Origin of the sequence: Pelagibius sp. (assembly GCF_965249265.1) — a bacterium.
GTDB lineage: Bacteria > Pseudomonadota > Alphaproteobacteria > Kiloniellales > Kiloniellaceae > Pelagibius.
The window spans coordinates 2,508,422-2,533,819 of the sequence record NZ_OZ252224.1 but is presented as its reverse complement, the minus strand read 5'-3'; the positions used below and the strand labels follow the sequence as shown (position 1 = coordinate 2,533,819).

Here is a 25,398-nt window from a genome sequence, read left to right as displayed (position 1 = left end):
CCTGTTGTCTAGGATCGTTGCGGCGTCGCGGCCTTTTTGCCATAGTCCGCCTCAAGAGGCCTCATGACAAAAAACAAGGAGATCCCGGAATGGGAACCTTTAGTATCTGGCACTGGCTCATCGTGCTGGTCGTTGTACTTGTCCTTTTCGGCGGTGGCGGCAAGATCCCCAAGCTGATGCGCGACATGGGACAGGGCATCAACGCTTTTAAGAAGGGTCTGAAGGAAGACCAAAAGGGCAAGGACAAGGACAAAGCCGCGGAGGGAGACGATCCCAAGGTTATCGATCAAGATGCCCCCGCCATGGCTTCCGAGGAAAAGGACAAGGCTGCAAACGGCTGAGGAGTTCTCCTTAAGGTGTTCTAAGTCTTGCCCCTGAAATGACGGGCGGCCATGTTTGATATCGGCTGGACCGAGATGATGGTGATCGCTTTGATCGCTCTTGTCGTCATCGGCCCGAAAGATCTTCCCGGAACCTTGAAGACCGTCTCGCAGTGGGTGCGCAAGGCGCGCTCCCTGACGCGCGAGTTTCAGTCCGGCATCGACGATATGGTCCGCGAAGCCGAACTCGATGACGCCAGGAAGATGCTGGAGGAAACGCGACGCGGGAATCTGGAACAGACCATCAGCAACGCAATCGACCCGACAGGTGATGTTGCCGACGAGGTGCGGGAGATCGAAAGCGAAGCCCGCAAGCAAGCCTCCGCAGGCAGTGATGATGCGGTGGAGAGCAGCAGCGCCGACAAGGCCGCTGCCGTGATGACCAAGCCGGCGGCCAACATCGCGCCACCGCATTCCCTCAGCCAGCCGTCCGCGGCGAGCGACGCTGAAACATCTTCCGATGCATCGTCTGCCGCTGATACCTCCGCCGATACTGCACCGGGTTCCAAAGAAGGCAGCAAGCAATCGGCATGACCACCGTGACCGACGAAAAGAAGATGCCTTTGCTCGATCACCTGATCGAGCTGCGGCAACGAATGCTCTGGAGCGTCGGTTCGCTGCTTGTGGTCTTCCTGGTTTGTTTTTTCTTCGCCGAGCAGGTCTTCGACTTTCTTGCCCAGCCGTTGGCTGATGTCCTGCTGGAGGGCCGTGAGGACGACCGGCCGCCGCGCCTGATCTTCACCAACCTCACCGAGGTCTTTTTCACTTACGTGAAGGTTGCGTTCTTCGCTGCCGCCTTCATCTGCTGTCCGATCTTTCTGATGCAGCTTTGGCTGTTCGTCGCGCCTGGCCTCTACAAGCATGAGAAGTCGGCCTTCGCGCCCTTCCTGGCGGCGACGCCGGTGCTGTTCTTCGTCGGCGGCTCGCTGGTTTACTTCATCATCTTTCCCTTCGTCGTGGAGTTCTTCATCGCCTTTGAGACACCCGGCGGTGGGGGCAACCTCCCGATCGAGCTGGAGCAGCGGGTCTCCGAATACTTCTCGCTGATGATGAAGCTGATCTTCGCCTTCGGCCTCTGTTTCCAGTTGCCGGTGATCATGACCTTGCTGGCCCGGGTGGGGCTGGCCACTTCCAAGGGCATGGCGGCCAAGCGCAAGTACGCCATCGTCGGTGTGTTCATCTTCGCAGCCATCTTCACGCCGCCGGATCCGATCAGCCAGCTTTCCCTGGCGATCCCCATCGTCATCCTCTACGAGGTCTCGATCTACATGGCCAAGCTCGTCGAAAAGAACCGTCCCAAGGACGAGTACGACGACCTGGACGACGATCTGGATGAGGATGACGGAGAAGAGGGCGGCACCACGCCGGCGAAGACCTGACGGTGCTTTTCTTCGCTCGGCGGGTTTCGGCTTCCGTTAAGCTTTCCTCACAGATCACTTCATCTTGGGCGAAATAATCGAATCGGGCGAAGGGCTTCGGCCCGGAGCCTGCTTTTCGCCCTGAAGCAGGGCTTGGCCGGAAGGGCGCATTTGTTGGGCGAATCGGCGCAGTCCGTCGTGGACAGGCCCCTCGAGGGGGCCGTATAAGTCCTTCGATTCGCTCAGCAACAGACCCGATTCGCAAGACCGCCCATGTTGGACATAAGATGGATTCGTGAGGAGCCCGAGGCTCTCGACGCCGCGCTGAAACGCCGCGGCCTCGAACCCCTGGCTGAAGCCGTGCTCGCCCTGGACGGCAAGCACCGTGCCGTGCAGGCCGAACTGCAGGACATACAGACCCGGCGCAACGAGTCCTCAAAGGCCATCGGCGAAGCGAAGCGCAAGGGTGAGGATGCCTCCGCCCTGATGGAAGAGGTTGCCGGACTGAAGGGTAAAATGGCGGCGGCGGAAGAGGCCGAGCGTGAGTCCTCCGCTGCCTTGACCGACCTCTTGAGCGGCATTCCCAATGTGACGCTGCCGGACGTGCCCGAAGGGCCGGACGAGACTGCCAATGTGGAACTGCGCAAGCATCTGACGCCGACCGAGTTCGACTTCGAACCGAAGGAGCACTACGAACTGGGAGAGGCGCTCGGCTATCTCGATTTCGAAAGCGCGGCCAAGCTCTCCGGTTCGCGCTTTGTGGTCATGCGCGGTCAGATCGCACGGCTGCATCGCGCCCTGGCGCAGTTCATGGTCGACCTCCACACCACGGAGCACGGCTATGAAGAAGTCGCGCCGCCGCTTTTGGTGCGCGACCACGTGCTCTACGGCACGGGACAATTGCCGAAGTTCGCGGAAGATCAGTTCCGCACCACCAGCGATCATTGGCTGATCCCGACGGCGGAGGTACCGCTGACCAACCTGGTTGCCGGCGACATCCTCGAAGCTGAAGCGCTGCCGCTGCGGGTGACGGCCCTGACGCCGTGTTTCCGTTCGGAAGCCGGCTCTGCCGGCCGCGATACCCGTGGCATGCTGCGCCAGCATCAGTTCGAGAAGGTTGAACTGGTCTCAATCACCAAGCCTGAAGAGTCTCTGGATGAGCTTGAGCGCATGGTCGGCTGCGCCGAGGAGGTGTTGAAGCGTCTCGGCCTGCCATACCGGGTGATGGTGCTGTCGACCGGCGACATCGGCTTCGGCGCCCGGAAGACCTATGACGTCGAGGTCTGGTTGCCCGGACAGAAGGCCTATCGGGAAATCTCCAGTTGCTCGAACTGCGGCGACTTCCAGGCGCGGCGCATGAAGGCGCGCTACCGCCCGGTGGATGAAAAGGGCACCCGCTTCGTACATAGCCTTAACGGCTCCGGCGTTGCGGTGGGGCGTTGTCTGATCGCGGTGATGGAGAACTATCAACAGGGCAACGGCACCATCGCGGTGCCCGAAGCGCTGCGCCCCTACATGGGCGGACAGGAGGTCATCGGCGATCATGGCTAAAGACGCTCTGAACCTGAAGAAGGCCCGCATCCTCGTTACCAACGACGACGGCATTCACGCCCCGGGCCTGAAGGTTCTGGAGAAGCTCGCCAAGACGCTGAGCGACGACGTCTGGGTGGTGGCGCCGGAGACCGAACAGTCGGCGACCAGCCATTCGCTGACGCTGAGACGGCCGTTGCGGGAGCGGCGTCTTGGCCCCAAGCGTTTTTCCGTCGACGGTACACCCACCGACTGTGTGCTGGTCGCCCATCACCGCATCCTGGCCGACAAGCTGCCTGACCTGGTGCTTTCCGGCATCAACGACGGCGGCAATCTGGCCGAAGACGTGACCTATTCCGGCACGGTCGCCGCGACCATGGAGGCGGCCCTGCTGGGCATTCCGGCCATCGCCTTTTCCCAGCAGCGCGACGAAGACGGCATCGTCCGCTGGAAGGTGGCGGAAGCTTTCCTGGCGGACATCGTGCGCAAGCTCGCCCCCATGACCTGGCCCAAGGATCTGCTGGTCAACGTGAACTTTCCGGCGGTGAAGCCAGAGGCGGTGACCGGCGTCGAAATCTGCCGCCAGGGCCGCCGTGACGAAGGGGCTGCCGTTACGGAGGGTTTCGACCCCTCCGGCCGGCGCTTCCTCTGGATCGGCGGCTATCAGCACGACAGGTCGTCGGAGAAGGATACCGACCTGGCTGTGACCGCTAGGGGCGGCATTTCCGTGACGCCCTTGCACCTCGATCTGACTCACCGTGCGACCATGAAGAAAATGAAGGGGCTCTTTGCCTGATGGTGGCCTCGCGGAAGATACGCCTGATCATGGAACTGCGCCGCGGCGGTATCGCCGACACGGACGTGCTTTCCGCGATCGAGCGCATTCCGCGGGAAGCTTTCGCGCCGGAAAGCTTTCGCCACCAGGCCTATGAGAATCTGGCTATTCCCATCGGCCAGGGCCAGACCCTGAGCCAGCCCCAGGTGGTCGCGCAGATGACCCAGGCGCTGCAGGCCAGTCGCCGCACCAAGGTTTTGGAGATCGGCACAGGCTCCGGCTACCAGGCGGCGGTGCTCTCCCGGCTTTGCCGCAGGGTCTATACCGTGGAGCGCTTCAAGGAGCTTCGCGCCTCGGCCGAGGAACGTTTCGCCGCCTTGCGCCTGCACAACATCACCACCCGCCATGGCGATGGCTGGAAGGGCTGGCCGGAACAGGCGCCTTTCGACCGCATCATGGTGACGGCGGCAGCGACCGACGTGCCTTCGGTCCTGGTCGATCAGCTTGCCGAGGGCGGGCAGATGGTTCTGCCGGTGGGCCGCACGTCGCGCGACCAGGCCCTCCTGCGCCTGCGCCGCGAAGGCGACAGCGTCGTCGAAGAGCATCTCGGCGATGTGCGCTTCGTGCCTCTGGTGGAAGGGGTGCCGGACGACGAGGCCTATTTTGCCCAGAGGGGCGGGAGGCTGGCATGAAACTGCGAGCAACGCTTGTTTTAGGCTGTGTGGTCCTAGCGCTATCGGGTTGCCTGGCGACACCGACCTACCGGGCGGCTGACTTCCAGACGCCGAAGGATCCGCCAAGGCTGCCGGAACGCAAGCCGACGCCGCCGTTGAACTTCGCCTCCTGGGTCGAGCCTGTTGAAACGGCGGCATCGCCGCTGCCCGGTTCCGCCGTAGAGGTGGAACAACTCGCGCCGCTCGGCGACGCGCAACCGCAGCAGGCGGCGAACCCGCAACCTCAGGCCCAAGCGACTCCAATACAGCAGGCGCCGCCGCCGGCGCAGCTCCAGCAGGTTGCCGCTCAAACCGCGGCCATTCCCGCTGACGGACGTTACCTGGTGGGCAAAGGTGACAGTCTTTACGGCATCGCCCGGCGCTTCGGTCTGCCGATCCGCGCGATCATCGACGCCAACAACCTTCAGCCGCCCTACCGCTTGACCCTCGGCCAGAGCCTGACGATCCCGCAGGCCAAGATCCACGTGGTGGCGCCTGGCGATACGATCTTCAACATAGCGCGACGCTACGACGTCGACCGCAGCGAGCTGGTGCGCCTGAACGGTATCGAGGCGCCTTATACGATCCCGCTCGGGCAGAAACTGATCCTGCCGCAGATGGGAACCCAAACGGCGACCGCCGGTATATCTTCCGCGCCGCAGGCGCGGCCGTCTGCGGAGAACCCGGCTGCCGCCACCACCCGTTCCGCGGGCCTGCCGAAACCGCCGGCGGCGCGGCCTTCTGCAAACCGGCCGGCGATAGCGAAAGCGCCGACTGCGGAACCCGTCGTCGCCAGGCCGGGACCTGTCGGCAAACCGCCGCCGCGGGCGAAATCGACCTTCCTTTGGCCGGTACAGGGTCCGGTTCTGTCGTCCTTCGGCGGCAAGAAAAGCGGCGAGCACAATGACGGAATAAATATTGCCGCGCCGCGCGGCACGCCGGTGCGGGCCGCGGAGAACGGCGTTGTCGCCTATGCCGGCGAGGAACTGAAAGGCTTCGGCAAGCTGCTGCTGATCAAGCATGCCGACGGCTGGATAACCGCCTATGCCCATAACGAGCGGCTGCTGGTGACCCAGGGCGATGTGGTGACCCGCGGCCAAAGCATCGCCAGGGTTGGCTCCAGTGGTTCGGTCGACCGCCCTCAACTGCACTTCGAGGTGCGGCGCGGGACCCGTGCCGTGAACCCGGAGACCATGATGGGCCCGCGGCCGACCACCGCTGCCACAAACTGAAGCAGGCATATTTCGACCGCGGTCATAGGGCCGAGCCTGGCCTCAGACCTTCGCGTCTGCGAGTCTACCTGAGTCTTTCATCATCCGGAGAGAGCCCGTGCATGTTGTGATTTTCGAGGTGCGGCCCAAGGAGGGCCGGAAGGGTGATTACCTGGATGTCGCGGCATCCCTGCGCAGCGAGCTGGAGCAGATGGACGGCTTTATCTCGGTGGAACGCTTTGCCAGCCTGACCGACGAAGGCAAGATCCTCTCCCTGTCCTTCTGGCGCGATGAGGAAGCCCTGATCCGGTGGCGCAATCATGCGGAGCACCAGGCGGCGCAGGGCAGGGGGCGCCATGACATCTTTCAGGACTACCGTCTGCGCATCGCCTCTGTTGTCCGCGACTATGGCATGAACGACCGCGCCGAAGCGCCGCAGCCCTAAGGCCAGGCATAGTTCGAGACGGGCCTGCGGCCCTGCTCAGTATGAGGATTGAGAGACAAGCCCTCAGCTTGAGGAGGCGCGTCAGCGCCGTCTCGAAGGGTCTGTCATCCGGCGGGCCTAGTCTTCCAGGCGCTTGCCGAGGCGGCCGGCAAGATCCTGGATGTACTGCCAGGCGACACGGCCGGAGCGGCCGCCGCGGGTGACGCCCCATTCCTTGGCCTCGGCACGTAGCTGATCCTTGGGGATCGCCAGGCCGTAGCGCTCGGCGTAGCCCTCGATCATGGCGAAATAGGTATCCTGATCGCAGTTGTGGAAGCCGAGCCAGAGGCCGAAACGGTCGGAGAGGCTGACCTTCTCTTCGACAGCCTCCGAGGCATGGATTGCCGTCGAACGCTCGTTTTCGATCATATCCCGGGGCATCAGATGGCGCCGATTGGAGGTGGCGTAGAAGATCACGTTGGCCGGCCGCCCCTCTATGCCGCCTTCCAGGACCGCTTTCAGCGATTTGTAGCTGGCGTCCTCGCCATCGAAGCTGAGGTCGTCGCAGAACAGGACGCAGGGACGGTCGGTCTGGCGCAGCAACTGCAGCAGCCGTGGCAGGCTGGGAATATCCTCTCGATGGATTTCCACCAGGACGAGGCGGCCCTTGCCGTTTCCGGCCTCGTTCACGCGGGCGTGGACGGCCTTCACCAGGGAACTCTTGCCCATGCCGCGGGAGCCCCAGAGCAGGGCATTGTTGGCCGGCAGGCCCTCGGCAAAGCGCCGGGTGTTCTCGAAGAGCGTCTCCGCCTGCCGCTCTATCCCTTGCAGAAGCGCGAAGTCGACCCGATTTATGTGCAACACCGGCTCCAGCCGGTCGCTTTCCGGATGCCAGATGAAAGCGTCGGCGGCATCCAGATCGATGGCCGAGGGGGCGACCGGAGCGAGTCGTTCCAGCGCCTCGGCGATACGCTGGAGCAGCGGCGTGAGGCTTTGGTTTTCTGGACTGTTCATTGATGCCCCTAAGAACGGCGGCCAAGAGGTTGAATTTCGGCGCAAAATCTAATGGCTGGACCGGGCCCGGTCAATCCCGCTCTGGCCTGTTTCCGGCGCTTCCAGGTGACGTTGCAATTCGCGCGCTTGTGGTTATAGTCCGCCGGTCTGACTGCTCGGAAAAGGTCTAACTTATGCTTATTTCGCCGGCCTATGCCCAGGCCGCAGGTGGCGGTGGAGCCGATCTCTTCACATCCTTCCTGCCCATCATCCTCATCTTTGTCGTCTTCTATTTTCTGCTGATCCGTCCGCAGCAAAAGAAGGTGAAAATGCACCGTGATATGGTTCAGGCCCTGCGCCGCGGCGACAAGGTCGTGACCGCCGGCGGGCTGATTGCCACGGTGACCAAGGTGATCAACGAGTCCGAGGTCCAGTTGGAACTGGCCGAGGGCGTGCGTGTCCGGGCGATGCGCCACACCATTCAGGATGTCACGAGCCGCACCGAAGCGGCGGCGGCCAAGGGCGATGGTGGGAAGCCCGCAAACGATGCCGGCGCGGCGCGCCCCAAAAGCCTGCTTGGCGGGCTTTTCGGCGGCAACCGGCCGCCGGGCGACAAGTCCTAAGTCCGGGCCTTACTCGAAAGCACCCCGCCATGGTTCATATCCCGCGCTGGCAAGTCGTTCTGATCATCTTGATTGTGCTGGCTGGTTTCGTCTATGCGTCTCCCAACCTGCTTGGCAGCAAGCAGGCAGAAGACCTGCCGGGCTGGGTGCCCCACCAACAGGTGAACCTGGGCCTCGACCTGCGCGGCGGTTCTTATCTGCTGATCGAGGTGGATCTGCCGTCCGTTTTCGAGGAAGACCGTGAGAACCTGGTGGAGGAACTGCGCAGCGCCATGTCGCAGCGCGGCATTCAGGCCTCGGGCTGGGGGCTATTCGGGCTGGAGGCCGGCTTCACGCTGAACAATCCGGAAGATTCCGGCCGGGCGCGGCAGGCGATCGTCGAGTTGATCCCGCGGCTCTTGGATGTCGACGTCGATGACGGTGTGTTCCGGGTTGCCTTGTCGGAGCAGGCGATTCAGGAGCGCTCCACCGCCGTCGTCAATCAGGCGATCGAAGTGATCCGCCGCCGGATCGACGAGACGGGCACCAAGGAACCTTCCATCCAGCGCCATGGCGAAGACCGCATTCTCATTCAATTGCCCGGCGTCGACGATCCGGAACGCATCAAGGCGCTGATCGGTCAGACGGCGGTCCTGAGTTTCCGCTTCGTGCATGACAGCCTTGGCACCGGCGGGCGCCTGCCGCCGTCGGTGGAACTGCTGGAGGCGGATGACCCCGGCCCGGGCGAGCCGGAGGCCTATCCGGTGAGCAAGCGGGTGATGGTCAGTGGTGATCGCTTGGTGGATGCACAGGCGACCTTCCAGGACGGCCTTCCGGTGGTCAGCTTCAGCTTCGATACGGTGGGTGCGCAACGTTTCGGCCAAGCGACGACGGAAAATGTCCGGCGTCTCTTTGCCATCGTTCTGGATGACAAGGTGATTTCGGCGCCGCAGATCCGCGAACCGATCCTGGGCGGGCGCGGCGTGATCTCCGGCACCTTTACCGTCGAGGAAGCGCAGGACCTTGCCTTGCTGCTGCGTGCGGGCGCCCTGCCGGCGCCGCTGTCCTATCTCGAGGAACGCACCGTCGGGCCGGGCTTGGGGGCGGACTCGATCCGCGCCGGCGAGATCGCCGCTGTCCTCGGTCTCGTGTTCGTGGTCATCTTTATGGCGGCGATCTACGGCCTCTTCGGCGCCATGGCGGCTGCCGCGCTTCTGGTGAACCTGGTCTTGCTGCTGGCCGCGCTTTCGGTACTGCAGGCGACGCTGACCCTGCCGGGCATTGCCGGTATCGTCCTCACCATCGGTATGGCGGTGGATGCCAATGTGCTGATCTTCGAGCGCATTCGCGAGGAGATGCGCAATGGCCGCGGCCCGGTTACGGCTGTTGATGCCGGTTATCGACGGGCCCTTTCGACGATCATGGACTCCAATCTGACAACCTTGATCGCGGCGCTGCTGTTGTTCAATTTCGGCTCCGGCCCCATCAAAGGCTTCGCGGTTACGCTCGCCATCGGGCTGCTGACGTCGATGTTCTCGGCGATCATGTTGACCCGATCCCTTGTCGTGCTTTGGCTGCGTCAGCGCAAGCCTGACACCTTGGCGATCTAGGAGGGCAGGGACCATGGCAATCATTCGCAGCCTGCCGCTTGAGTACGGCCTGCAATTCATCAAGCGCCGCAGCCTCTTCCTGGTCATCTCGGCTTGTCTGATGCTGGGGTCAGTGGGCCTGTTCTTCACCCAGGGGCTCAATTTCGGCGTCGACTTCCGCGGCGGCATCCTGATGGAGATCCGCACCGAGGGCCCGGCCGATCTCAGCGCCCTGCGCGCACGGGTCTCCGACCTTGGGCTCGGTGAGGTCACTTTGCAGGAGTTCGGCGAGCCGACCGACGTTCTGATCAACATTGAACGGCAGGCCGGTGAAGAGGCCGAACAGATCAAGGCGATCCAGATGGTCCGCGAAGCCCTCGGCGAGGGTATCGAGATGCGGCGGCAGGAGTTTGTCGGCCCCAAGGTCGGCGGAGAACTGAAGCAGGCCGGACTGCTGGCAACGGTCCTGGCTCTGCTCGGAATCGCGTTCTACATCTGGTTCCGCTTTGAATGGCATTTCAGTGTGGCGGCCCTCGTGGCCCTGATCCATGACGTGATAGCGACGGTCGGTTTCTACGCGATTACCCAGATCGAATTCAATCTGGCAACCCTGGCGGCGGTGCTGACCATCGCCGGTTACTCGATCAACGATACCGTGGTGATCTTCGACCGGGTGCGCGAGACACTGCGCAAGTTCAAGAAAGTGCCCTTGAACGAGGTCCTCGACCGGTCGATCAACCTCACGCTATCCCGCACGGTGCTGACCTCTTTCACCACGCTGCTTGCCCTGGGGGCGCTGTTCTTCTTTGGCGGCGAGGTGATCCGCGGCTTTACGGCCGGGCTGATCTGGGGCGTGGTGATCGGCACCTATTCTTCGGTCGCGCTGGCGGTGCCGCTGTTGTCCTTCATGAAGCTGCGCCGCGGCAATGAAGAGGACGAGGCCCCCTCCAAGGGCGCTGCCGCCAAGGCCTGATCCGCCGTCCAGAAAGCCGGCCGCTGTCCTGCGAATAAAAGGAACGGTTATGGATGTGACCCCCCTGATCCCTCAGGACCGCCAGATCATCGAAGGTTATGGCGGCGGCGGGTTTCGGGTGTCCGGAGAGGCTTACAGCGGCTCGACGCTGGTTCTGCCCGAGCGGACGCTGGCCTGGGACGTCACCGACATCACAACCCTCTCCCTCGAGGATCTTGAACCGGTGATCTCGGCCGATCCGGCAATCGAAGTGCTGCTGATCGGCTGTGGGACAGCCATGGCCTTCATCGACCCTGACCTGACGGAGGCGGCAAGGGCGCGGGGCCTGGCCCTGGAGCCTATGGACACCGGTGCCGCCTGCCGCACCTACAATGTGCTTGCTGCAGAAGACCGGCGCGTTGCTGCCGCCGTCATCGCGGTCGATTGAAAGAGAAAGACGGGCCTCCGTCAGAAGGCCCGCCTTTCCCCACTCCTCCCTGTCAACGCCCGGTCTTTTTTATTGACCCTGGCCGAGTGAGTAGCCGATTTCACCGTCGAAGGTGAAGAGCTGCTCGGTCTTGATGAAGTCGACGCCCACCTTGGTCAGGTTGCTGAGCAACTCCACGATTGTTGCTTTGTTCATCTGCTTGTTGGGCTTGGCCATGAAACGGCAGCGCCAATGGTTGGTGCAGAAGGTTTCCGGCAGACCGCCGGGCCAGACCTTGACGCCCCGATTGGTGATCATGGCGAGCTCAACCAGAGGGGACTCGGCATGCTGCATGTCGGCGGCAAGGGCCTCTGCCGATTTGGTCGAGTCGACAAAGACATCGATCCCGACAAGTTCTTTGTTCGCGGTCGGCCTTGCCGTGGGGCGCGGCACCTCAAAGGGTTTTGCCTCGGCATTGTAGGTCACGGGCTGAAGCTGCGCCGGCTTCTGACCGAGACGGTCAATGACGGCTTCGGCAAAGGCCGCGGTGCCGAGCTTCTGCTTCGAGGTTTCCGCATCGAAGATGTCGTAGGTGTGGAGTCCGTCCTCGATGGCCTTCAGCCAGGCGTTATGAACCTTCTCGGCGACATCGGACTGGCCGATATGGTTCATCATCATGACACCGGCCAGCAGCAGGCCCGAAGGGTTGGCCATGTCCTGGCCGGCGCGGCGGGGAGCAGAGCCGTGGATTGCCTCGAACATGGCGCAGTGTTCACCGATGTTGGCTGAGGGCGCCAAGCCGACCGAACCGGCGATCTGCGCGGCCACGTCGCTCAGGACATCGCCGTAGAGGTTGGGCATGACCACCACGTCGAATGCCTCGGGCGTATCGGCCAGCTTGGCGGCGCCGATATCGACAATCCAGTGTTCGTTCTCGATTTCCGGATATTCGGCTGCGACCTCGTCGAAGACCTTGTGGAACAGGCCGTCGGTCAACTTCATGATGTTGTCTTTGGTGAAGCAGGTGACCTTCTTACGATCCTGCGCCTTTGCATATTCAAAAGCGTAGCGCGCAATCTTCTCGCAGCCGGGCCGTGAGATCAGCTTCAGGCATTGATAGACATCGTCGGTTTGCCGATGCTCGATCCCGGCATAGAGATCTTCCTCGTTCTCGCGCACGACGACCAGGTCCATGCCCGGATGCTTGGTGGCGACAAAGGGCGCGTAAGCGGTGCAGGGACGGACATTGGCGAAGAGGCCGAGCGACTTGCGGACCGTCACATTGAGGCTTTTGAACCCGCCGCCCTGTGGCGTGGTGATGGGCGCTTTATAGAAAACCTTTGTCCGTCGCAGGCTGTCCCAGGCCGAGGGTTCGATACCGGCGGTATTGCCGGCCAGATAGGCTTTCTCGCCGATCTCGATGGGTTCGATGGAGATCTTGGCTCCGGCGGCGATCAGGATATTGAGGCTCGCCTTCATGATCTCCGGGCCAATGCCGTCGCCAAAGGCAACGGTCACAGGCGTGGCATCCTTGCCGCCACTTAGCGCCTGGAATTCGGCGGAATCGCCGGGTTTCAACTGTACAGTCATCCTGGGTACTCCTCGCTTCGGACAATCTGCGCTGTATCTAACTGATGTCCCTAAATTGTTGAAATTGATTATTAACGATCTTATTATTGAGAAAGTCAATTATTGGATTCTCATCATGACAGCACCCGCAACGACGGACCCGGAGCTCCTGAGGGCATTTGTCGCAGTCGTGGAAAGCGGTGGCTTCTCGCGGGCAGCCGAGCGCTTGCTGCGGGGCCAGTCGGCGATCTCGCTTCAGATCAAGCGGCTTGAACAGCACCTGGGGGTCAAGCTGCTGGAGCGCAGTCCGCGGCATCTCTCCCTGACCGGCGAAGGGGAACTGATCCTCGATTACGCGCGGCGTATTCTCAGCCTGAACGAGGAGTTATCGGCGCGGGTGCGCGAACCGGAACTTTCAGGTGTCGTCCGCCTGGGGGCCCCTGAGGATTTCGCCACCAGCCATTTGCCTTCCGTTCTCGCGCGCTTTGCCCGCAGCCATCCGCAGGTGGCATTGGAAGTGACCTGCGAGCTGACGCTTCAGGTCCTGGAGCGCTTCCACAGCGGTGGGCTGGACATTGCCTTGGTGAAGCGCGAACCCGCCGCGGCGAGTGAGGGCATCGGGGTTTGGCGGGAGCCTCTCGTCTGGATTGCCGCCGACAAGCAGATTGCCCTGGGCGAGGGGCCCTTGCCGCTGGTGGTGTCGCCGTCGCCTTGCGTGTATCGAAAACGAATGACCGTCGCGCTCGATGCCTGCCGGCGGCGCTGGCGCATCGCCTATACTTGCGGTTCTTTGGCGGGTGCCCACGCCGCGGTTCGTGCCGGCCTCGGGGTGACCGTGCTACCAAAGGAGATGGCGCCTGCGGATCTGACGATCCTGAACAGCGAGGCCTGTGCACTGCCGGCTCTTGAGGATACGGAGATGGCGTTGATCGAAGCGGTTCAGTTGAGCCCCGCCGCGCGCCGTTTGCGTGATGACATAATGGGCGAGCTTGAACACGGCAGCGCGGCAAGTGTCGGTGAAGCAGGGCGGCGCATCGGCGGCTGACGCGGCCACCGGCGGTGACTTTGAAGGAGATATGACATGGAGCGATTCACCGGCGGCTGCCTTTGCGGCAAGGTGCGGATAGAAGCGTCGGGCCGCCCCTACAGGGTCGGCCTTTGCCACTGCCTCGACTGCCGCAAGCATCATGGGGCGCTTTTCTACGCCGCTGCGGTTTTCCCTCAGGATGCGGTAAAGATCGAAGGCGAAACGCGCGACTACGACGGGCGGCACTTCTGTCCGCACTGCGGCTCTTCGGTTTTCGCACGCACAGATGACGAAGTCGAAGTGCACCTGGGAAGCCTCGATGCCCCCGACCAATTGGTTCCCACCTACGAGAGCTGGGTAAGCCGCCGCGAATCCTGGTTGCCGTCCTTTCCGGCAACGAAGTGTTACGAGCGCGACCGTGACGCCGCCGGGCGCTGTGAGGATTAGGTAGCGGACTCATAAGCTTCGCACCAGATTCTGACAGCGGCGATTTTGATGAAGGCGAGGAAGGCATGTGATGTCTTGTCGTATCGGGTTGCGATGCGCCGGAAGGATTTCTTGATACGGCCGATGAAGCGCTCGACCTTGTTGCGTTGACGATAGAGTTCCCGGTCGAATGGGATCGGTATCTTGCGGTCGGATTTGGAGGGGATCACCGCTTCCGCTCCCTTCTCCCAGATCAGGTTTCGAATGTGGTTGGCGTCGTATGCCTTGTCGGCCAGAACAGCCTGTCCGGGTTGCAAGTCCCCCAGCAGAAGCGGCGCCACCGGCCCGTCATGGGCCTGTCCCGGCGTCAGGTGGACCTTCAACGGTAGCCCCCATTCATTGACCAGAACGTGGATTTTTGTGGTCAGACCGCCACGTGAACGACCCATGCATCGTCGGGGATCGTTTTTTTGAGCGTGGCCCCGGCGTGATGCACGCGCACCGACGTGCCGTCGATCATCACCACATCGCCGTTGTGAGCATCCACCACCGCGTCCATGACCCGGTCCCAGACGCCGGCCCGGGTCCAGCGGCGGAAGCGGTTGTACACAGTGGTATAGGGGCCGTAGCGCCCGGGCAGGTCGCGCCACGGACAGCCGGTGCGCAACACGTAGAAGATGCCATTCAGAACCTGCCGGTCATCGCGCCGCTGCACACCCCTCACCTTGTTCGGCAGAATCGGTTGGATGAACCGCCATTCCAGCTCCGTAAGATCATAGCGTGACATGCTCTCCTCCGAACGCCAAACCAGACCATCACAGAATCACAAACCGCTGATCTTGAAAATGGATTTATGAGTGCACTACCTAGAGCGCGGACAGCGCTTTCGAACACGCAGGCGAAAAAAAAGAGGATCCGTCAGGACCCTCTTTTCTCAGTGGCGACTGTTGCAGTCCTGGCTATTCGGCTGCGGCGCTGCTGACGTCGTCGTAGTTGGCCGCGGCGAACTCCCAGTTCACCAGATTGTCCAGGAAAGACTGGATGAAGTCGGGACGCCGGTTCTGATAGTCCAGATAATAGGCGTGTTCCCAGACGTCGCAGGTCAGCACCGGAACCTGGCCTTCGGTCAACGGTGTCTCGGCATTGGCCGAGGTGACGATCTTCAACTCGCCGCCGTCCTTCACCAGCCAGACCCATCCGCTGCCGAACTGGCCGACACCGGCCGCTTTGAACTTCTCCTTGAAGGCATCGAGACTGCCGAAGGTGGAATCAATCGCCTCGGCGAGGGCACCGGAGGGCGCACCGCCGCCGCCGGGCTTCATGGAGTTCCAGAAGAACGTATGGTTCCACACCTGGGCTGCCTGATTGAACAGACCGCCGCTGCTCGACGTGATGATCGCCTCAAGGGACTTGTCCGCGTGTTCGCTGCCGTCGATCAACTCGTTCAGCTTGGTCACATAGGCCTGGTGATGCTTGCCGTGATGAAAGGTGAGGGTGTTGGCGGAGTAGTGCGGTTCCAGCGCGTCGGGGGCATAGGGCAGGGGGGGAAGCTCGAAGGCCATGCGGTCTCTCTCTCGTTCTACTGTGTTTGATTGATCTCTTCCGAAACGGATCGTCTCTCTATCCCGTGAATTAGGAAGCGAGGGACAAATGTCCAGAGGATAGTTGCCGCTCGCCCGGAGAAACGTATCGGTGCAGGGCGCAGCCATGCCGGCCACCTGCTTGATACCAGCTTCCGGATGGCAAACGCATGACAGTTTGGCAAAGAGCGGTCTGTTCACCAGACCGCTGTGCGTTTCATGCCCCGGGGGCAGCGGATCCCGGCAGGGTTTCCATGAAATCGACAACCGTTTCCAGGTCCGGGCGAACCCTTTCGCCGGGTGCCTCCGCGGCGGTGCCGATGTAGACCAGTCCGACGATATGCTGATCGGCGGGAACGCCGAGGGCCGCCTTCACAGCCTCGTTGTAAGCCGGCCATTCGGTGAGCCACTGCGCGGCGAAGCCAAGCGCGGCACAGGCATTCAGCAGGTTGGTGCAGACGGCGCCGCAGGACAGCAGCTGTTCGATCTCAGGCACCTTGTGCTGTCGATTGAGCCGGCTGCTGACAACGATGAGGTTTGGCGTGCGTTGCGGCCGGTTGCGCTCAAAGGCGACCTGCTTCTCATTGGCTTCGGGGAACTTCGCCAGAAACTCTTGTACCAGAACATCGCCCAGCGCCGCCTGTGCCTGCTTGCCCAGGACCTGCATCCGCCAAGGGCCGATTTTTCCATGGTCGGGCACCCGAATGCCCGCGGTCAGGATGAGATCGAGCTGTTCCCTGCTCGGTCCGGGCTCGCCGATCAGGTTCGCCACCACCGAGCGTCGGCTGCGCAGCAAATCGATGGTCGGCAGGTCATTGATCTCAATCCGGCCTCGGCCCTGGCTTTCATTCACAGGCGGGCGGTCCTCCGCGATATCTGTCGTGGGCATGGAAAGTAGTGTGCCTCCGGCTGGGATCCTTCAAGCGACAAGATAGGGAGCCACGGCAAAAATGCAAATGCGAATGATTCGCGCAATTGCTTTGCTATCTGGCCTCAAAGCAAAAGACCGGGGCCCAATGGCCCCGGTCCTGCGTCTTTGAGCGCCGTCTCCGCCTTAGAAAAGATTCTGGGCGGACACCATGGCAAAGAGCATGGGAATCGACAGCAGGGTGTTGGTGCGCGAAAACAGCATCGCCGTGCGGGCCGACTTGGCTTTGGTGTCGGCGTCGGCCTCGACGATCCCCAGCGCGCGCTTCTGGTTCGGCCAGATGACGAACCAGACGTTGATGAACATGATGGTGCCCAGCCACATGCCGATGCCGATCACGGTGTGCTTGGGCACGCCGTCGGTCAGACCCAGCAGGAACGCCTCGATCAGATAGCCGTTCATGGCGGCCAGGATGATGCCGGTGACAATGGTCGCCATGGCGCCCCAGCGGAACCACCAGAGAGCGGCAGGAGCGATGACCTTGCCGATCGCCGGCTTCTGTTCGTCCGGAATCTTCGGCATATTGGGGATCTGGACGAAGTTGAAGTACCAAAGCAGGCCGATCCACATGACGCCGCTCAGAACATGCAGCCAACGGAAGAAGAAGACGCCGAAGCTGTAGCCGTCGTAGCCCTGCATGACGGCATAGATCAGGGCCAGAAGCACGGCCAAGACAAAGCCGGAGATCACCGTGTTCTTTAGAGATGTCAGTATGCCAGCCATTTATTCCCCTCCTAGATTTCCTGCGCTAAGTCTACCGACCAAAGCAGATGAGCGCTTTTCTTTACTTGAAATGACTATCAGATGATCGCCGTAGCCATTTGGATTCGCTGCGAAAATATTAGGGCCTGCTTGCAGCCTTGCCAAGAGGGCGCCAGATCCGCCGTCGGCCGCGAAAGACGGCGCCGGTGACGGAACCCCAGAGCCGGACTGCCGGGCGCCGGACTGCCGGGCGCCAGACTGCCGACAGCCTGATTGCCGACCTGCGCCGCCACGACCGCGACCGGTACCAGACGGCGCTCTTCGCGCAGACTGAACGGCGGGAGCATCTCTTTGCGCTCTATGCCTTCAACCACGAGATCGCCAAAACAGCGGAGGTCGTGAGCGAAGCCATGCTCGGCCACATCCGGCTGCAGTGGTGGCGCGAGAGCCTGGAAGGGATTTACGCCGGGACCCCGCGGGCCCATGAGATCGTGGAACCACTCGCCGGGGCGGTGGCGGCAGGGGGCCTGCCGCGTGCCGGGCTGGAAACCCTTATCGACGCTAGGGAATTCGATCTGGAAGACCAGCCGCCGGCAGACCTGGCTGCACTGGAGGGTTATGCCCATGGCACTTCCGGCGTTCTTCAGACGCTGGCTCTGAGGATCCTGGGGGTGGAGAGCGCCGAAGCGGAGGAGGCAGCCCGGGAGGTCGGTATTGCCTGGGCCCTCGTTGGCTTGCTGCGCGCAATACCCTTCCACGCCCGCCAGAAGCGCCTCTATCTGCCGGTGGATCTCTGTCACGCGGCGGATCTCCATGCGGGGCCCATTTTCGAACTTCAGAGTTCCGATGCCTTGGCCGAAGTGGCGCGGGCCCTTGCCGGTGCTGCCGAGGCCCATCTGGAGAAAGCGCGCGGCGCAGCCGGCTCGGTCCCGCGCAGGGCGCTCCCGGCTCTGCTGCTGGCCCCCTTGGCGGATCGTCATTTGAGGCGGCTGGCCAAGGCCGGTTACGACCCTTTCCACCCGGATCTGCAGCGGGAGGCGCCGGGCCAGATCTGGCGCCTTGCCTGGTGGGCCCTGAGGGGGCGGTACTAAGAGGCTACTCGGCGGCCTCGGCGGGGGTTTCCAGCCAGGCGGCGAGGTCCGTCAGGGCGCGGGCCGACATGGCGGGCTTGCGCTCCTTCTTCTTCACCTTGCGCTTGCCCTCCGGCGGGGTCAGCGGCGGGAAGAGGCCGAAGTTGACGTTCATCGGCTGGAAGGTGCTGGCATCGGCGCCGCCGGTAATGTGGGCCAGCAGCGCGCCATGGGCCGTCGTCGCGGGCGGCGGGACGAAGTCCTGCCCGAGACGTTCGGCGGCGGCGAAACGCCCGGCCATTAGCCCGATGGCCGCGGATTCCACATAACCCTCGACGCCGGTGATCTGCCCCGCAAAGCGCAGCCGCGGCAGGGCTTTCAGACGCAGCGCGCCGTCCAGCACCTGCGGTGAATTGATGAAGGTGTTGCGGTGCAGGCCGCCGAGGCGGGCGAACTCGGCAGATTCCAGACCGGGGATCATGCGGAAGATCCGCGTCTGTTCGCCGTACTTCAGCTTGGTCTGGAAACCGACGATGTTGTAGAGCGTGCCCAGGGCGTTGTCCTGGCGCAACTGCACCACGGCGTAAGGACGCTTGTCCTGGTGCGGGTCGTGCAGACCGACCGGCTTCATCGGACCGAAGCGCAGGGTTTCCGGGCCCCGTTCGGCCATGACCTCGATGGGCAGGCAGCCTTCGAAGTAGGGCGTCGACTTCTCCCAGTCCTTGAAATCGGTCTTTCCGCCCTCGATCAGGGCCGTGATGAAGGCCTTGTACTGTTCCTCGTCCAACGGGCAGTTGATGTAGTCGGCGGTGCCGCCGCCGGGCCCGGGTTTGTCGTAGCGCGACTGGAACCAGGCCTTGGAGAAGTCGATGGAGTCCTTGTGGACGATGGGCGCGATGGCATCAAAGAAGGCGAGATAGTCTTCGCCGCTCAGTTTGCCGACCGCCTCGGCCAGGGACGGAGAGGTGAGGGGGCCGGTCGCAACGATCACCGAGTCCCAGTCCTCGGGCGGCAGGCCTTCAACCTCACCGCGCGCGATGGTGACCAGCGGCTCGGTTTCGAGCTGCGCCGTCACCCGGTCCGAAAAGGCCACCCGATCGACCGCCAGCGCGCCGCCGGCCGGCAGCTTGGTGGCATCGCCGGCCGCCATGATGAGGGAGCCGAGGCGCCGCATCTCCTCATGCAACAGACCGACAGCGTTGTTCTCCGCATCGTCGCTGCGGAAGGAGTTGGAGCAGACCAGTTCCGCCAGCCCGTCGGTCAGATGGGCATCGGTCTCGCGGACCGGCCGCATTTCATGAAGCACTACAGGCACCCCGGCCCGGGTGATCTGCCAGGCAGCCTCACTGCCGGCCAGGCCGCCGCCGATAACGTGGATGGGTTTGATCTGGCTGTCTGTCATGCTCTGAGCCTAGTTCACGCACACTGCTGAATACAGCAGCAAATAGCCCTACTCGCCGGGCCCGGCAAGCGGTGGATCGGCCAGAGTGAAGACTTCCTTCGCCTCACGGACGCCTTTCAGGTCATGAAAACCCAGGCTACGGCTTTTCCCAGCCCAGAGACGGGCAAAGTCGGCGGAATAGACAAGCGGGACTTCCAGGTCACGATTCAAGGTTTCGATACGGCAGACCAGATTGACGGCCGGGCCGATCACCGTGAAGTCAAGGCGGTCGGCGGCGCCGACGTTGCCGTACATCACATCGCCGACATGCAGGGCGACGCCGCAGCGGAACTCGGGTTTGTTTTCGGCGCGGCGCTGCGGCTGCACCGCCATGGCCTCCTCGAGCGCACTTTGGGCCGCCTGCATGGCGGCCGCGCAGGCGCGGCAGGCATCGCCTTCCTGCTGCTCCTCAATCGGAAAGATCGCCAGGATGGCATCGCCGATGAACTTCAGGATCTCTCCGCCGTTGGCGGCGATGGGCTGGGCCATGATCTCGAAGTAGTCGTCGAGCAGCAGAATGACGTCTTCCATCGGCAGGCGCTCTGAGAGCCCCGTGAAGTCGCGCAGGTCGCAGGTCCAGATCACCGCATTGATGCGCTCCACTTCGCCGCGCTTTACGGTACCGCTCAGCACCCGGCCGCTGCTGCGCGGTCCGATATAGGTCTGCAGCAGGTTGCGCGCCGTGCGATAGACATTGCGCAGTTCCAGCACCGTAGCGAAGGCCGGCAGGCAGGCATCCACAGTTGCGATGTCGAGGTCGTCGAAACCGCCTTCGCGCCTGCTGGCGAGGGTTAGCGTGTTCATCTGCTTGTTGCTGAACGGCAAGGGCCGTGCGGTGTAGTCGCTGTAACCTTCCTTCACCAGATCTTCGATGATCGGAAAATCCTGGGGACAGCCCGGTTCGGCGAGCCGGCGGCGGATTGCGGGGCCGCCCTCATAGATGAGGCGCACCGGGCTGGTCATGAAAAAGCTGCTCTGTTCGACCCCGTGGGCCCGCGGTATCTCCATAGCGCCGCCGGCCTCCGCCTCCCAAAGCACCGTGACGGCGCGCAACTGAGGATGAAGCTGCGGCATATGCAGGGTCGAGCGCGCGACCGGAACGCCGAGGTTGATGAGTTCGCGGATGAAGCCGTCATGCAGCGTGGTGATGCGGCTGCGGCGCATGCCCATGTCGGTCAGCCAGTCGATGACCGGTTGGGCCCTGATGCGCGCATGCTGGCTGAGTTCCGGGCTTGCGGCGGCGTCACGCTTCGGATCGACGGTAGACATGACGGGGAGTGTGCGGGGCGGTGCCGCCGCTGGCAAGGGGCTGGAAGTCTAGTCTTTTTCGGCGAAATGCCGCAGGGCGTCACCGTCGAAGCGGTAGTAGACCTTCTCAGTCGCGCGCCGGGCACCGATGCGTTCGTAGAACTCCATGGCCCGGGGGTTGTAGTCTTCCGCCGTCCAATCGAAACGCACGCAGCCGCGCGCCACCGCGATCCTGGCCAGTTCACGCATCAAGGTGAGCCCGACGCCTTTGCCGCGGGCTTCCTCAAGGGTGAAGAGATCTTTCAGGAAAAGAGCGCCGCCCAGGTCCGGCGCCGGGTAAAGCACGGCAAAGCTGGCGAAGCCGATTGCGGCGCCCTCCCGTTCCGCCAGAACGATCTCCACATTGGCCGTCTCGGTCAGCACGTGATCGCGGACGTGCGCTGCCATGGCCTCAGCGGTCGGGGCCTTGTCGCCCCAGTAATGCAGATCGCAGCGGTAGAACAGCTCGGCGACGGCAGCATGATCGGCTGCAGTCGCTATCCGGCAGGTTATGGTGCCTTCGCTCATGCCCGCTTTCTTCGCGGTTTGCTGGCCGCCTTGAAATAGGGCGCCAGATACTGCCCGGTGTGGCTCTTGGCGACCCGGGCGACATCCTCCGGCGTGCCGGCGGCGACGATCCGGCCGCCGCGGTCGCCGCCGTCCGGGCCGAGGTCGAGAATCCAGTCGGCGGTCTTGATGACCTCCAGATTATGCTCGATCACCAGCACGGTGTTGCCCTGGTCGACCAAGGCCTGGAGCACCTCAAGCAGCTTGTTCACGTCCTCGAAGTGCAGGCCGGTGGTCGGCTCGTCCAGAATGTAGAGCGTGCGTCCGGTGGCACGGCGCGACAGTTCCTTGGAGAGCTTCACGCGTTGCGCTTCGCCACCCGAGAGCGTGGTGGCCGGCTGGCCGATATGGATGTAACCCAGGCCGACCTTCTGCAGGGTTTCCAGCTTCACCCGGATCGAGGGGACGGCCTTGAAGAACTCCACGCCTTCATCGACGGTCATGTCGAGGATCTCGGCAATGGATTTGCCCTTGAAGGTGATCTCGAGAGTCTCGCGGTTATAGCGTTTGCCCTTGCAGACGTCGCACTGGACATAGACGTCGGGCAGGAAGTGCATTTCGATCTTGATGACGCCGTCGCCCTGGCAGGCCTCGCAGCGGCCGCCCTTCACGTTGAAGGAAAAGCGCCCGGGCTTATAGCCGCGGGCGTTGGATTCCGGCAGGCCCGCAAACCACTCCCGGATCGGCGTGAAGGCGCCGATGTAGGTTGCGGGGTTGGAGCGCGGTGTGCGGCCGATCGGCGACTGATCGATGTCGATGATCTTGTCGAGATACTCCAGGCCCTCGATGCCCTCGTGCTTGCCGGGATTGGCGCGCGCCTTGTGGAGGCGCCGGGCCAGAGCCTTGTAGAGCGTCTCGATGATCAGAGTGGACTTACCGCTGCCCGAAACACCGGTCACGCAGGTGAAGGTACCGAGCGGAATCTCCGCCGTTACCGAGCGGAGATTGTTTTCCTCGGCCTTCAGGATCTTGATCGACTGGCCGGGATGGCCCTCACGCCGCAGCGGCGGCATGGCGATCTGGCGGAAGCCGGTCAGGTACTGGCCGGTCAGGCTGTCCGGCGCCTTCATGACTTCCTTCGGCTTGCCGATGGCCACCACCTGGCCGCCCTTGAGTCCGGCGCGCGGGCCCATATCGACGAGGAAGTCGGCGGAGCGGATCGCATCCTCGTCGTGTTCCACCACGATCACGCTGTTGCCCAGGTCGCGCAGCCGCTTCAGGGTTTCCAGCAGGCGGGCGTTGTCGCGCTGATGCAAACCGATGGAGGGTTCGTCCAGCACGTAGAGCACCCCGGTCAGGCCGGAGCCGATTTGCGAGGCGAGACGGATGCGCTGGCTCTCACCACCGGAAAGGCTCGCGGAACCGCGGCTGAGGGTCAGGTAGTCCAGGCCGACGTCCATCAGGAAACGCAGCCGCTCGTTAATCTCTTTCAGGATACGGCTGGCGATCTCGCGCTGCTTGGGCTTCAGTTTCTTCGACAGCTTGGAGAACCAGTCCGCCGCCTCGGCGACCGAGAACTCGGCCACCTGACTGATGTGCAACCCGTCGATCTTCACCGCCAGCGCCTCGGGCTTCAGGCGGAAGCCGCCGCAGGACTCGCAGGGCTGGTTGCTCTGGTATTTGCTGAGATCGTCGCGCACCCAATCGCTGTCGGTTTCGCGCCAGCGCCGTTCCATGTTGGGGATCACGCCCTCGAAGGGCTTGGTGGTCTTGTAGCTTCGCAGCCCGTCCTCGTAGGCCATGGTGATCGGCGTCTTGCCGGAGCCGTAGAGGATGACGTCGCGCACCGACTTCTTCAGTTCCTTCCAGGGCGTCCGGGTCGAGACCTTGTAGTGCTTGGCGATGCTGTCGAGGGTCTGCTGGTAGTAGGGCGAGGGGGTCGCTGAACGCGACCAGGGCGCGATGGCGCCGCCGCTGAGCGGCAGCTTGTCGTCCGGCACTGTCAGCTCGGGGTCGAAGAACAGGGTCACGCCCAGGCCGTCGCAGGACGGGCAGGCGCCGAAGGGGTTGTTGAAGGAGAACAGCCGAGGCTCGATCTCGTCGATGGTGAAGCCCGAGACCGGGCAGGCAAAGCGCGCCGAGAAGGTGGTGCGCTCGCCGGACCCCCCAGCCTTCGATTGGGCATCCTCGGCGAAGGCCAGGCCGTCGGCCAGGTTCAACGCCGTCTCGAAGCTGTCGGCGAGCCGCGATTCGATTCCTTCGCGGACGATCAGCCGGTCGACCACGACTTCGATGTCGTGCTTGCGCTTCTTGTCGAGGGCCGGAACCTCTTCGATCTCGTGCAGTTCGCCGTCGATCTTCACCCGCTGGAAGCCACGCTTCTGCAGATCGGCCAGTTCCTTGCGGTACTCGCCTTTGCGGCCGCGCACGATGGGCGCCAGCAGGTAGAGGCGCGTGCCCTCCTTCATCTCCATCACCCGGTCGACCATCTGGCTGACGGTCTGGCTCTCGATGGGCAGGCCGGTGGCGGGGGAGTAGGGCACCCCGACCCGGGCGTAGAGCAGGCGCAGGTAGTCGTAGATCTCGGTCACCGTGCCGACGGTGGAGCGTGGGTTCTTCGAGGTCGTCTTCTGCTCGATGGAAATGGCCGGCGACAGGCCCTCGATGGAATCCACGTCCGGCTTTTGCATCAGTTCCAGGAACTGGCGCGCATAAGCGGAGAGGGATTCGACATAGCGTCGCTGGCCCTCGGCATAGATGGTGTCGAAGGCGAGGGAGGACTTGCCCGAGCCGGAGAGCCCGGTGATCACCACCAGCTTGTTGCGGGGCAGGGTGACGTCAATATTTTTCAGATTGTGTTCGCGCGCTCCGCGAATCGCGATCACAGGACCTTGCGGACCGTTTGGCATCAAATCGGCACGGCCTCTCGAGGCTGGGGGTTGTTGTCTGGATACCCTGGTCGAAAACGACCGGCAGAGAGCAATATGGATGATGGGACCGGGAAAATCGAGCCCCAGATCGCGATTGCGGCCTTGCGGACAAGCCATTGCTGACATAGACCTGCCAGCCGCGCTACAGTCTCACGGCCCTTGGCCGGGCGCCCTTATTGAAATCAACCTGAGAATTTGGAGAAGGTCGTTATGGCGGGGAGCGTCAACAAAGTCATTTTGGTCGGCAACCTGGGGCGCGATCCGGAAATCCGCAGCACCCAGGACGGCACCCGCATCGCCAATCTCTCGGTTGCGACCTCGGAGACCTGGCGCGACCGCAATTCGGGCGAGCGGCGCGAGCGCACCGAGTGGCACCGGGTCGTGATCTTCAACGAAAAGCTCTCCGAAGTGGCCGAGAAGTACCTGCGCAAGGGCTCCAAGATCTACATCGAGGGTCAACTTCAAACCCGCAAGTGGACCGACCAATCCGGGCAGGATCGCTATACGACAGAGGTGGTGCTTCAGCGCTTCCGCGGCGAATTGACCATGCTGGACGGCCGCCAGGACGGTGGTGGCGGCGGCTTCGGCGGCGGCGACCAGGGCGGCTACAGCGGCGGTGGCGGCGACTTCGGCGGCGGTTCCTCAGGCGGGGGGTCCGGCGGCGGCTCGGGCCCGGCCGGCGATCTGGACGACGAAATCCCGTTCTAAGGGCGGCGCCGCTGACACTTCCGGACTTCGCCGGTTCTCGGTGTGAGGGCCGACGATTCTTGCCGAACCATATTGGCGTGAACGGGCCGCCGGGACACAGCCCAAGGTTGGTTCGGCCCGCGCCATGGCAAGCCTTGCGCGGCGGCTCCGGCAAAGTGCAGACGACGGATTTCTAACATCCTGAAATAAAAGGAAAAACGGCGCCCGTTTCGCAGGCGCGGGAGTTGTCGTTCTTTTACGGGATTGTTATAATCAATCCAACGAATCGC

Annotated in this window: 25 protein-coding genes and 1 pseudogene; 16 read left to right on the top strand and 10 right to left on the bottom strand. The window is 63.0% G+C overall.

The annotated features are described in order from the left end of the window. Positions 1-89: 89 nt before the first annotated feature. The 8 genes from ACP146_RS12130 (at position 90) to ACP146_RS12095 (ending at position 6,412) form a co-directional block, all read left to right on the top strand. Positions 90-341, top strand: coding sequence for a twin-arginine translocase TatA/TatE family subunit (locus tag ACP146_RS12130; protein WP_422367016.1), 252 nt, complete (start codon positions 90-92; stop codon positions 339-341). 51 nt (positions 342-392) lie between these two features. Continuing rightward, positions 393-914, top strand: a complete 522-nt coding sequence (tatB, locus tag ACP146_RS12125; RefSeq protein ID WP_422367015.1) for a Sec-independent protein translocase protein TatB — start codon at positions 393-395, stop codon at positions 912-914. After that, the gene (gene tatC / locus ACP146_RS12120; RefSeq protein ID WP_422367014.1) at positions 911-1,759 is read left to right on the top strand and encodes a twin-arginine translocase subunit TatC; all 849 of its coding nucleotides are present in this window, start codon (positions 911-913) and stop codon (positions 1,757-1,759) included. The genes tatB and tatC overlap by 4 nt, the downstream gene beginning before the upstream one ends. A 252-nt stretch (positions 1,760-2,011) precedes the next feature. After that, the gene (gene serS / locus ACP146_RS12115) at positions 2,012-3,289 is read left to right on the top strand and encodes a serine--tRNA ligase (RefSeq protein ID WP_422367013.1); all 1,278 of its coding nucleotides are present in this window, start codon (positions 2,012-2,014) and stop codon (positions 3,287-3,289) included. After that, positions 3,282-4,064, top strand: a complete 783-nt coding sequence (gene surE / locus ACP146_RS12110) for a 5'/3'-nucleotidase SurE (protein WP_422367012.1) — start codon at positions 3,282-3,284, stop codon at positions 4,062-4,064. Before serS ends, surE begins: the two co-directional genes overlap by 8 nt. Next, positions 4,061-4,735 carry a protein-L-isoaspartate(D-aspartate) O-methyltransferase gene (locus tag ACP146_RS12105; protein ID WP_422369646.1) on the top strand — a complete coding sequence of 225 codons (675 nt, stop codon included), beginning with the start codon at positions 4,061-4,063 and terminating at the stop codon, positions 4,733-4,735. Before surE ends, ACP146_RS12105 begins: the two co-directional genes overlap by 4 nt. Beyond that, positions 4,732-5,988: a peptidoglycan DD-metalloendopeptidase family protein gene (locus ACP146_RS12100; RefSeq protein WP_422367011.1), complete on the top strand. Its 1,257-nt coding sequence runs from the start codon at positions 4,732-4,734 to the stop codon at positions 5,986-5,988. The genes ACP146_RS12105 and ACP146_RS12100 overlap by 4 nt, the downstream gene beginning before the upstream one ends. Before the next feature lie 97 nt (positions 5,989-6,085). Beyond that, complete coding sequence (locus ACP146_RS12095; protein ID WP_422367010.1) at positions 6,086-6,412, top strand: antibiotic biosynthesis monooxygenase family protein; 327 nt, start codon at positions 6,086-6,088, stop codon at positions 6,410-6,412. A 117-nt stretch (positions 6,413-6,529) separates the two neighbouring features. On the opposite strand, the gene ACP146_RS12090 is transcribed toward ACP146_RS12095, so the two are convergent. Beyond that, positions 6,530-7,405: an ATP-binding protein gene (locus ACP146_RS12090; protein ID WP_422367009.1), complete on the bottom strand. Its 876-nt coding sequence runs from the start codon at positions 7,403-7,405 to the stop codon at positions 6,530-6,532. Between the two features lie 173 nt (positions 7,406-7,578). Between ACP146_RS12090 and yajC the strand changes: the two genes are divergently transcribed. The 4 genes from yajC to ACP146_RS12070 are packed head-to-tail and all read left to right on the top strand — an operon-like array spanning position 7,579 to position 10,975. After that, positions 7,579-8,007 (top strand): preprotein translocase subunit YajC, encoded by a 429-nt coding sequence (gene yajC, locus ACP146_RS12085; RefSeq protein WP_422367008.1) that lies wholly within the window; start codon positions 7,579-7,581, stop codon positions 8,005-8,007. A gap of 29 nt (positions 8,008-8,036) precedes the next feature. After that, complete coding sequence (gene secD / locus ACP146_RS12080; protein ID WP_422367007.1) at positions 8,037-9,596, top strand: protein translocase subunit SecD; 1,560 nt, start codon at positions 8,037-8,039, stop codon at positions 9,594-9,596. Positions 9,597-9,609: 13 nt separating this feature from the next. After that, on the top strand, positions 9,610-10,548 hold the full coding sequence (gene secF, locus ACP146_RS12075) for a protein translocase subunit SecF (RefSeq protein ID WP_422367006.1): 939 nt from the start codon (positions 9,610-9,612) through the stop codon (positions 10,546-10,548). A gap of 49 nt (positions 10,549-10,597) precedes the next feature. Next, on the top strand, positions 10,598-10,975 hold the full coding sequence (locus tag ACP146_RS12070; RefSeq protein ID WP_422367005.1) for an Mth938-like domain-containing protein: 378 nt from the start codon (positions 10,598-10,600) through the stop codon (positions 10,973-10,975). Between the two features lie 69 nt (positions 10,976-11,044). Here ACP146_RS12070 and ACP146_RS12065 read toward each other — a convergent pair whose 3' ends face one another. Next, a complete protein-coding gene (locus ACP146_RS12065; protein ID WP_422367004.1) occupies positions 11,045-12,544 on the bottom strand; it encodes an NADP-dependent isocitrate dehydrogenase in 1,500 nt (499 codons plus the stop codon). Between the two features lie 115 nt (positions 12,545-12,659). Here ACP146_RS12065 and ACP146_RS12060 point away from each other — a divergent pair, with 115 nt between their 5' ends. Then, complete coding sequence (locus ACP146_RS12060) at positions 12,660-13,568, top strand: LysR substrate-binding domain-containing protein (RefSeq protein WP_422367003.1); 909 nt, start codon at positions 12,660-12,662, stop codon at positions 13,566-13,568. A 36-nt stretch (positions 13,569-13,604) separates the two neighbouring features. Further along, positions 13,605-13,997 (top strand): GFA family protein, encoded by a 393-nt coding sequence (locus ACP146_RS12055; RefSeq protein WP_422367002.1) that lies wholly within the window; start codon positions 13,605-13,607, stop codon positions 13,995-13,997. On the opposite strand, the pseudogene ACP146_RS12050 reads toward ACP146_RS12055, so the two are convergent. From ACP146_RS12050 to ACP146_RS12035, 4 genes and pseudogenes are all read right to left on the bottom strand, one after another. Then, a pseudogene (locus tag ACP146_RS12050) lies at positions 13,994-14,763 on the bottom strand (IS5 family transposase). The gene ACP146_RS12055 and the pseudogene ACP146_RS12050 sit on opposite strands and share 4 nt — an antisense overlap. 172 nt (positions 14,764-14,935) lie before the next feature. Then, positions 14,936-15,538 (bottom strand): superoxide dismutase, encoded by a 603-nt coding sequence (locus ACP146_RS12045; protein WP_422367001.1) that lies wholly within the window; start codon positions 15,536-15,538, stop codon positions 14,936-14,938. A gap of 235 nt (positions 15,539-15,773) precedes the next feature. Further along, positions 15,774-16,445, bottom strand: a complete 672-nt coding sequence (locus tag ACP146_RS12040) for a nitroreductase family protein (protein WP_422367000.1) — start codon at positions 16,443-16,445, stop codon at positions 15,774-15,776. 165 nt (positions 16,446-16,610) lie between these two features. Next, a complete protein-coding gene (locus ACP146_RS12035) occupies positions 16,611-17,207 on the bottom strand; it encodes a urate hydroxylase PuuD (RefSeq protein ID WP_422366999.1) in 597 nt (198 codons plus the stop codon). A gap of 185 nt (positions 17,208-17,392) precedes the next feature. Here ACP146_RS12035 and ACP146_RS12030 point away from each other — a divergent pair, with 185 nt between their 5' ends. Further along, positions 17,393-18,277, top strand: a complete 885-nt coding sequence (locus ACP146_RS12030) for a phytoene/squalene synthase family protein (protein WP_422366998.1) — start codon at positions 17,393-17,395, stop codon at positions 18,275-18,277. A 4-nt stretch (positions 18,278-18,281) separates the two neighbouring features. On the opposite strand, the gene trmFO is transcribed toward ACP146_RS12030, so the two are convergent. From trmFO to uvrA, 4 genes are read right to left on the bottom strand one after another with little or no spacing between them, the layout of a single operon-like run. Next, on the bottom strand, positions 18,282-19,658 hold the full coding sequence (trmFO, locus tag ACP146_RS12025) for a methylenetetrahydrofolate--tRNA-(uracil(54)-C(5))-methyltransferase (FADH(2)-oxidizing) TrmFO (RefSeq protein ID WP_422366997.1): 1,377 nt from the start codon (positions 19,656-19,658) through the stop codon (positions 18,282-18,284). A gap of 48 nt (positions 19,659-19,706) precedes the next feature. Further along, the gene (locus tag ACP146_RS12020) at positions 19,707-20,966 is read right to left on the bottom strand and encodes an adenylate/guanylate cyclase domain-containing protein (protein WP_422366996.1); all 1,260 of its coding nucleotides are present in this window, start codon (positions 20,964-20,966) and stop codon (positions 19,707-19,709) included. A gap of 48 nt (positions 20,967-21,014) precedes the next feature. Then, the gene (locus ACP146_RS12015) at positions 21,015-21,512 is read right to left on the bottom strand and encodes a GNAT family N-acetyltransferase (protein ID WP_422366995.1); all 498 of its coding nucleotides are present in this window, start codon (positions 21,510-21,512) and stop codon (positions 21,015-21,017) included. After that, on the bottom strand, positions 21,509-24,400 hold the full coding sequence (gene uvrA, locus ACP146_RS12010; RefSeq protein ID WP_422366994.1) for an excinuclease ABC subunit UvrA: 2,892 nt from the start codon (positions 24,398-24,400) through the stop codon (positions 21,509-21,511). Before uvrA ends, ACP146_RS12015 begins: the two co-directional genes overlap by 4 nt. 231 nt (positions 24,401-24,631) lie before the next feature. Between uvrA and ACP146_RS12005 the strand changes: the two genes are divergently transcribed. Then, positions 24,632-25,129 carry a single-stranded DNA-binding protein gene (locus tag ACP146_RS12005; RefSeq protein WP_422366993.1) on the top strand — a complete coding sequence of 166 codons (498 nt, stop codon included), beginning with the start codon at positions 24,632-24,634 and terminating at the stop codon, positions 25,127-25,129. The last annotated feature ends 269 nt before the right edge of the window (positions 25,130-25,398 follow it).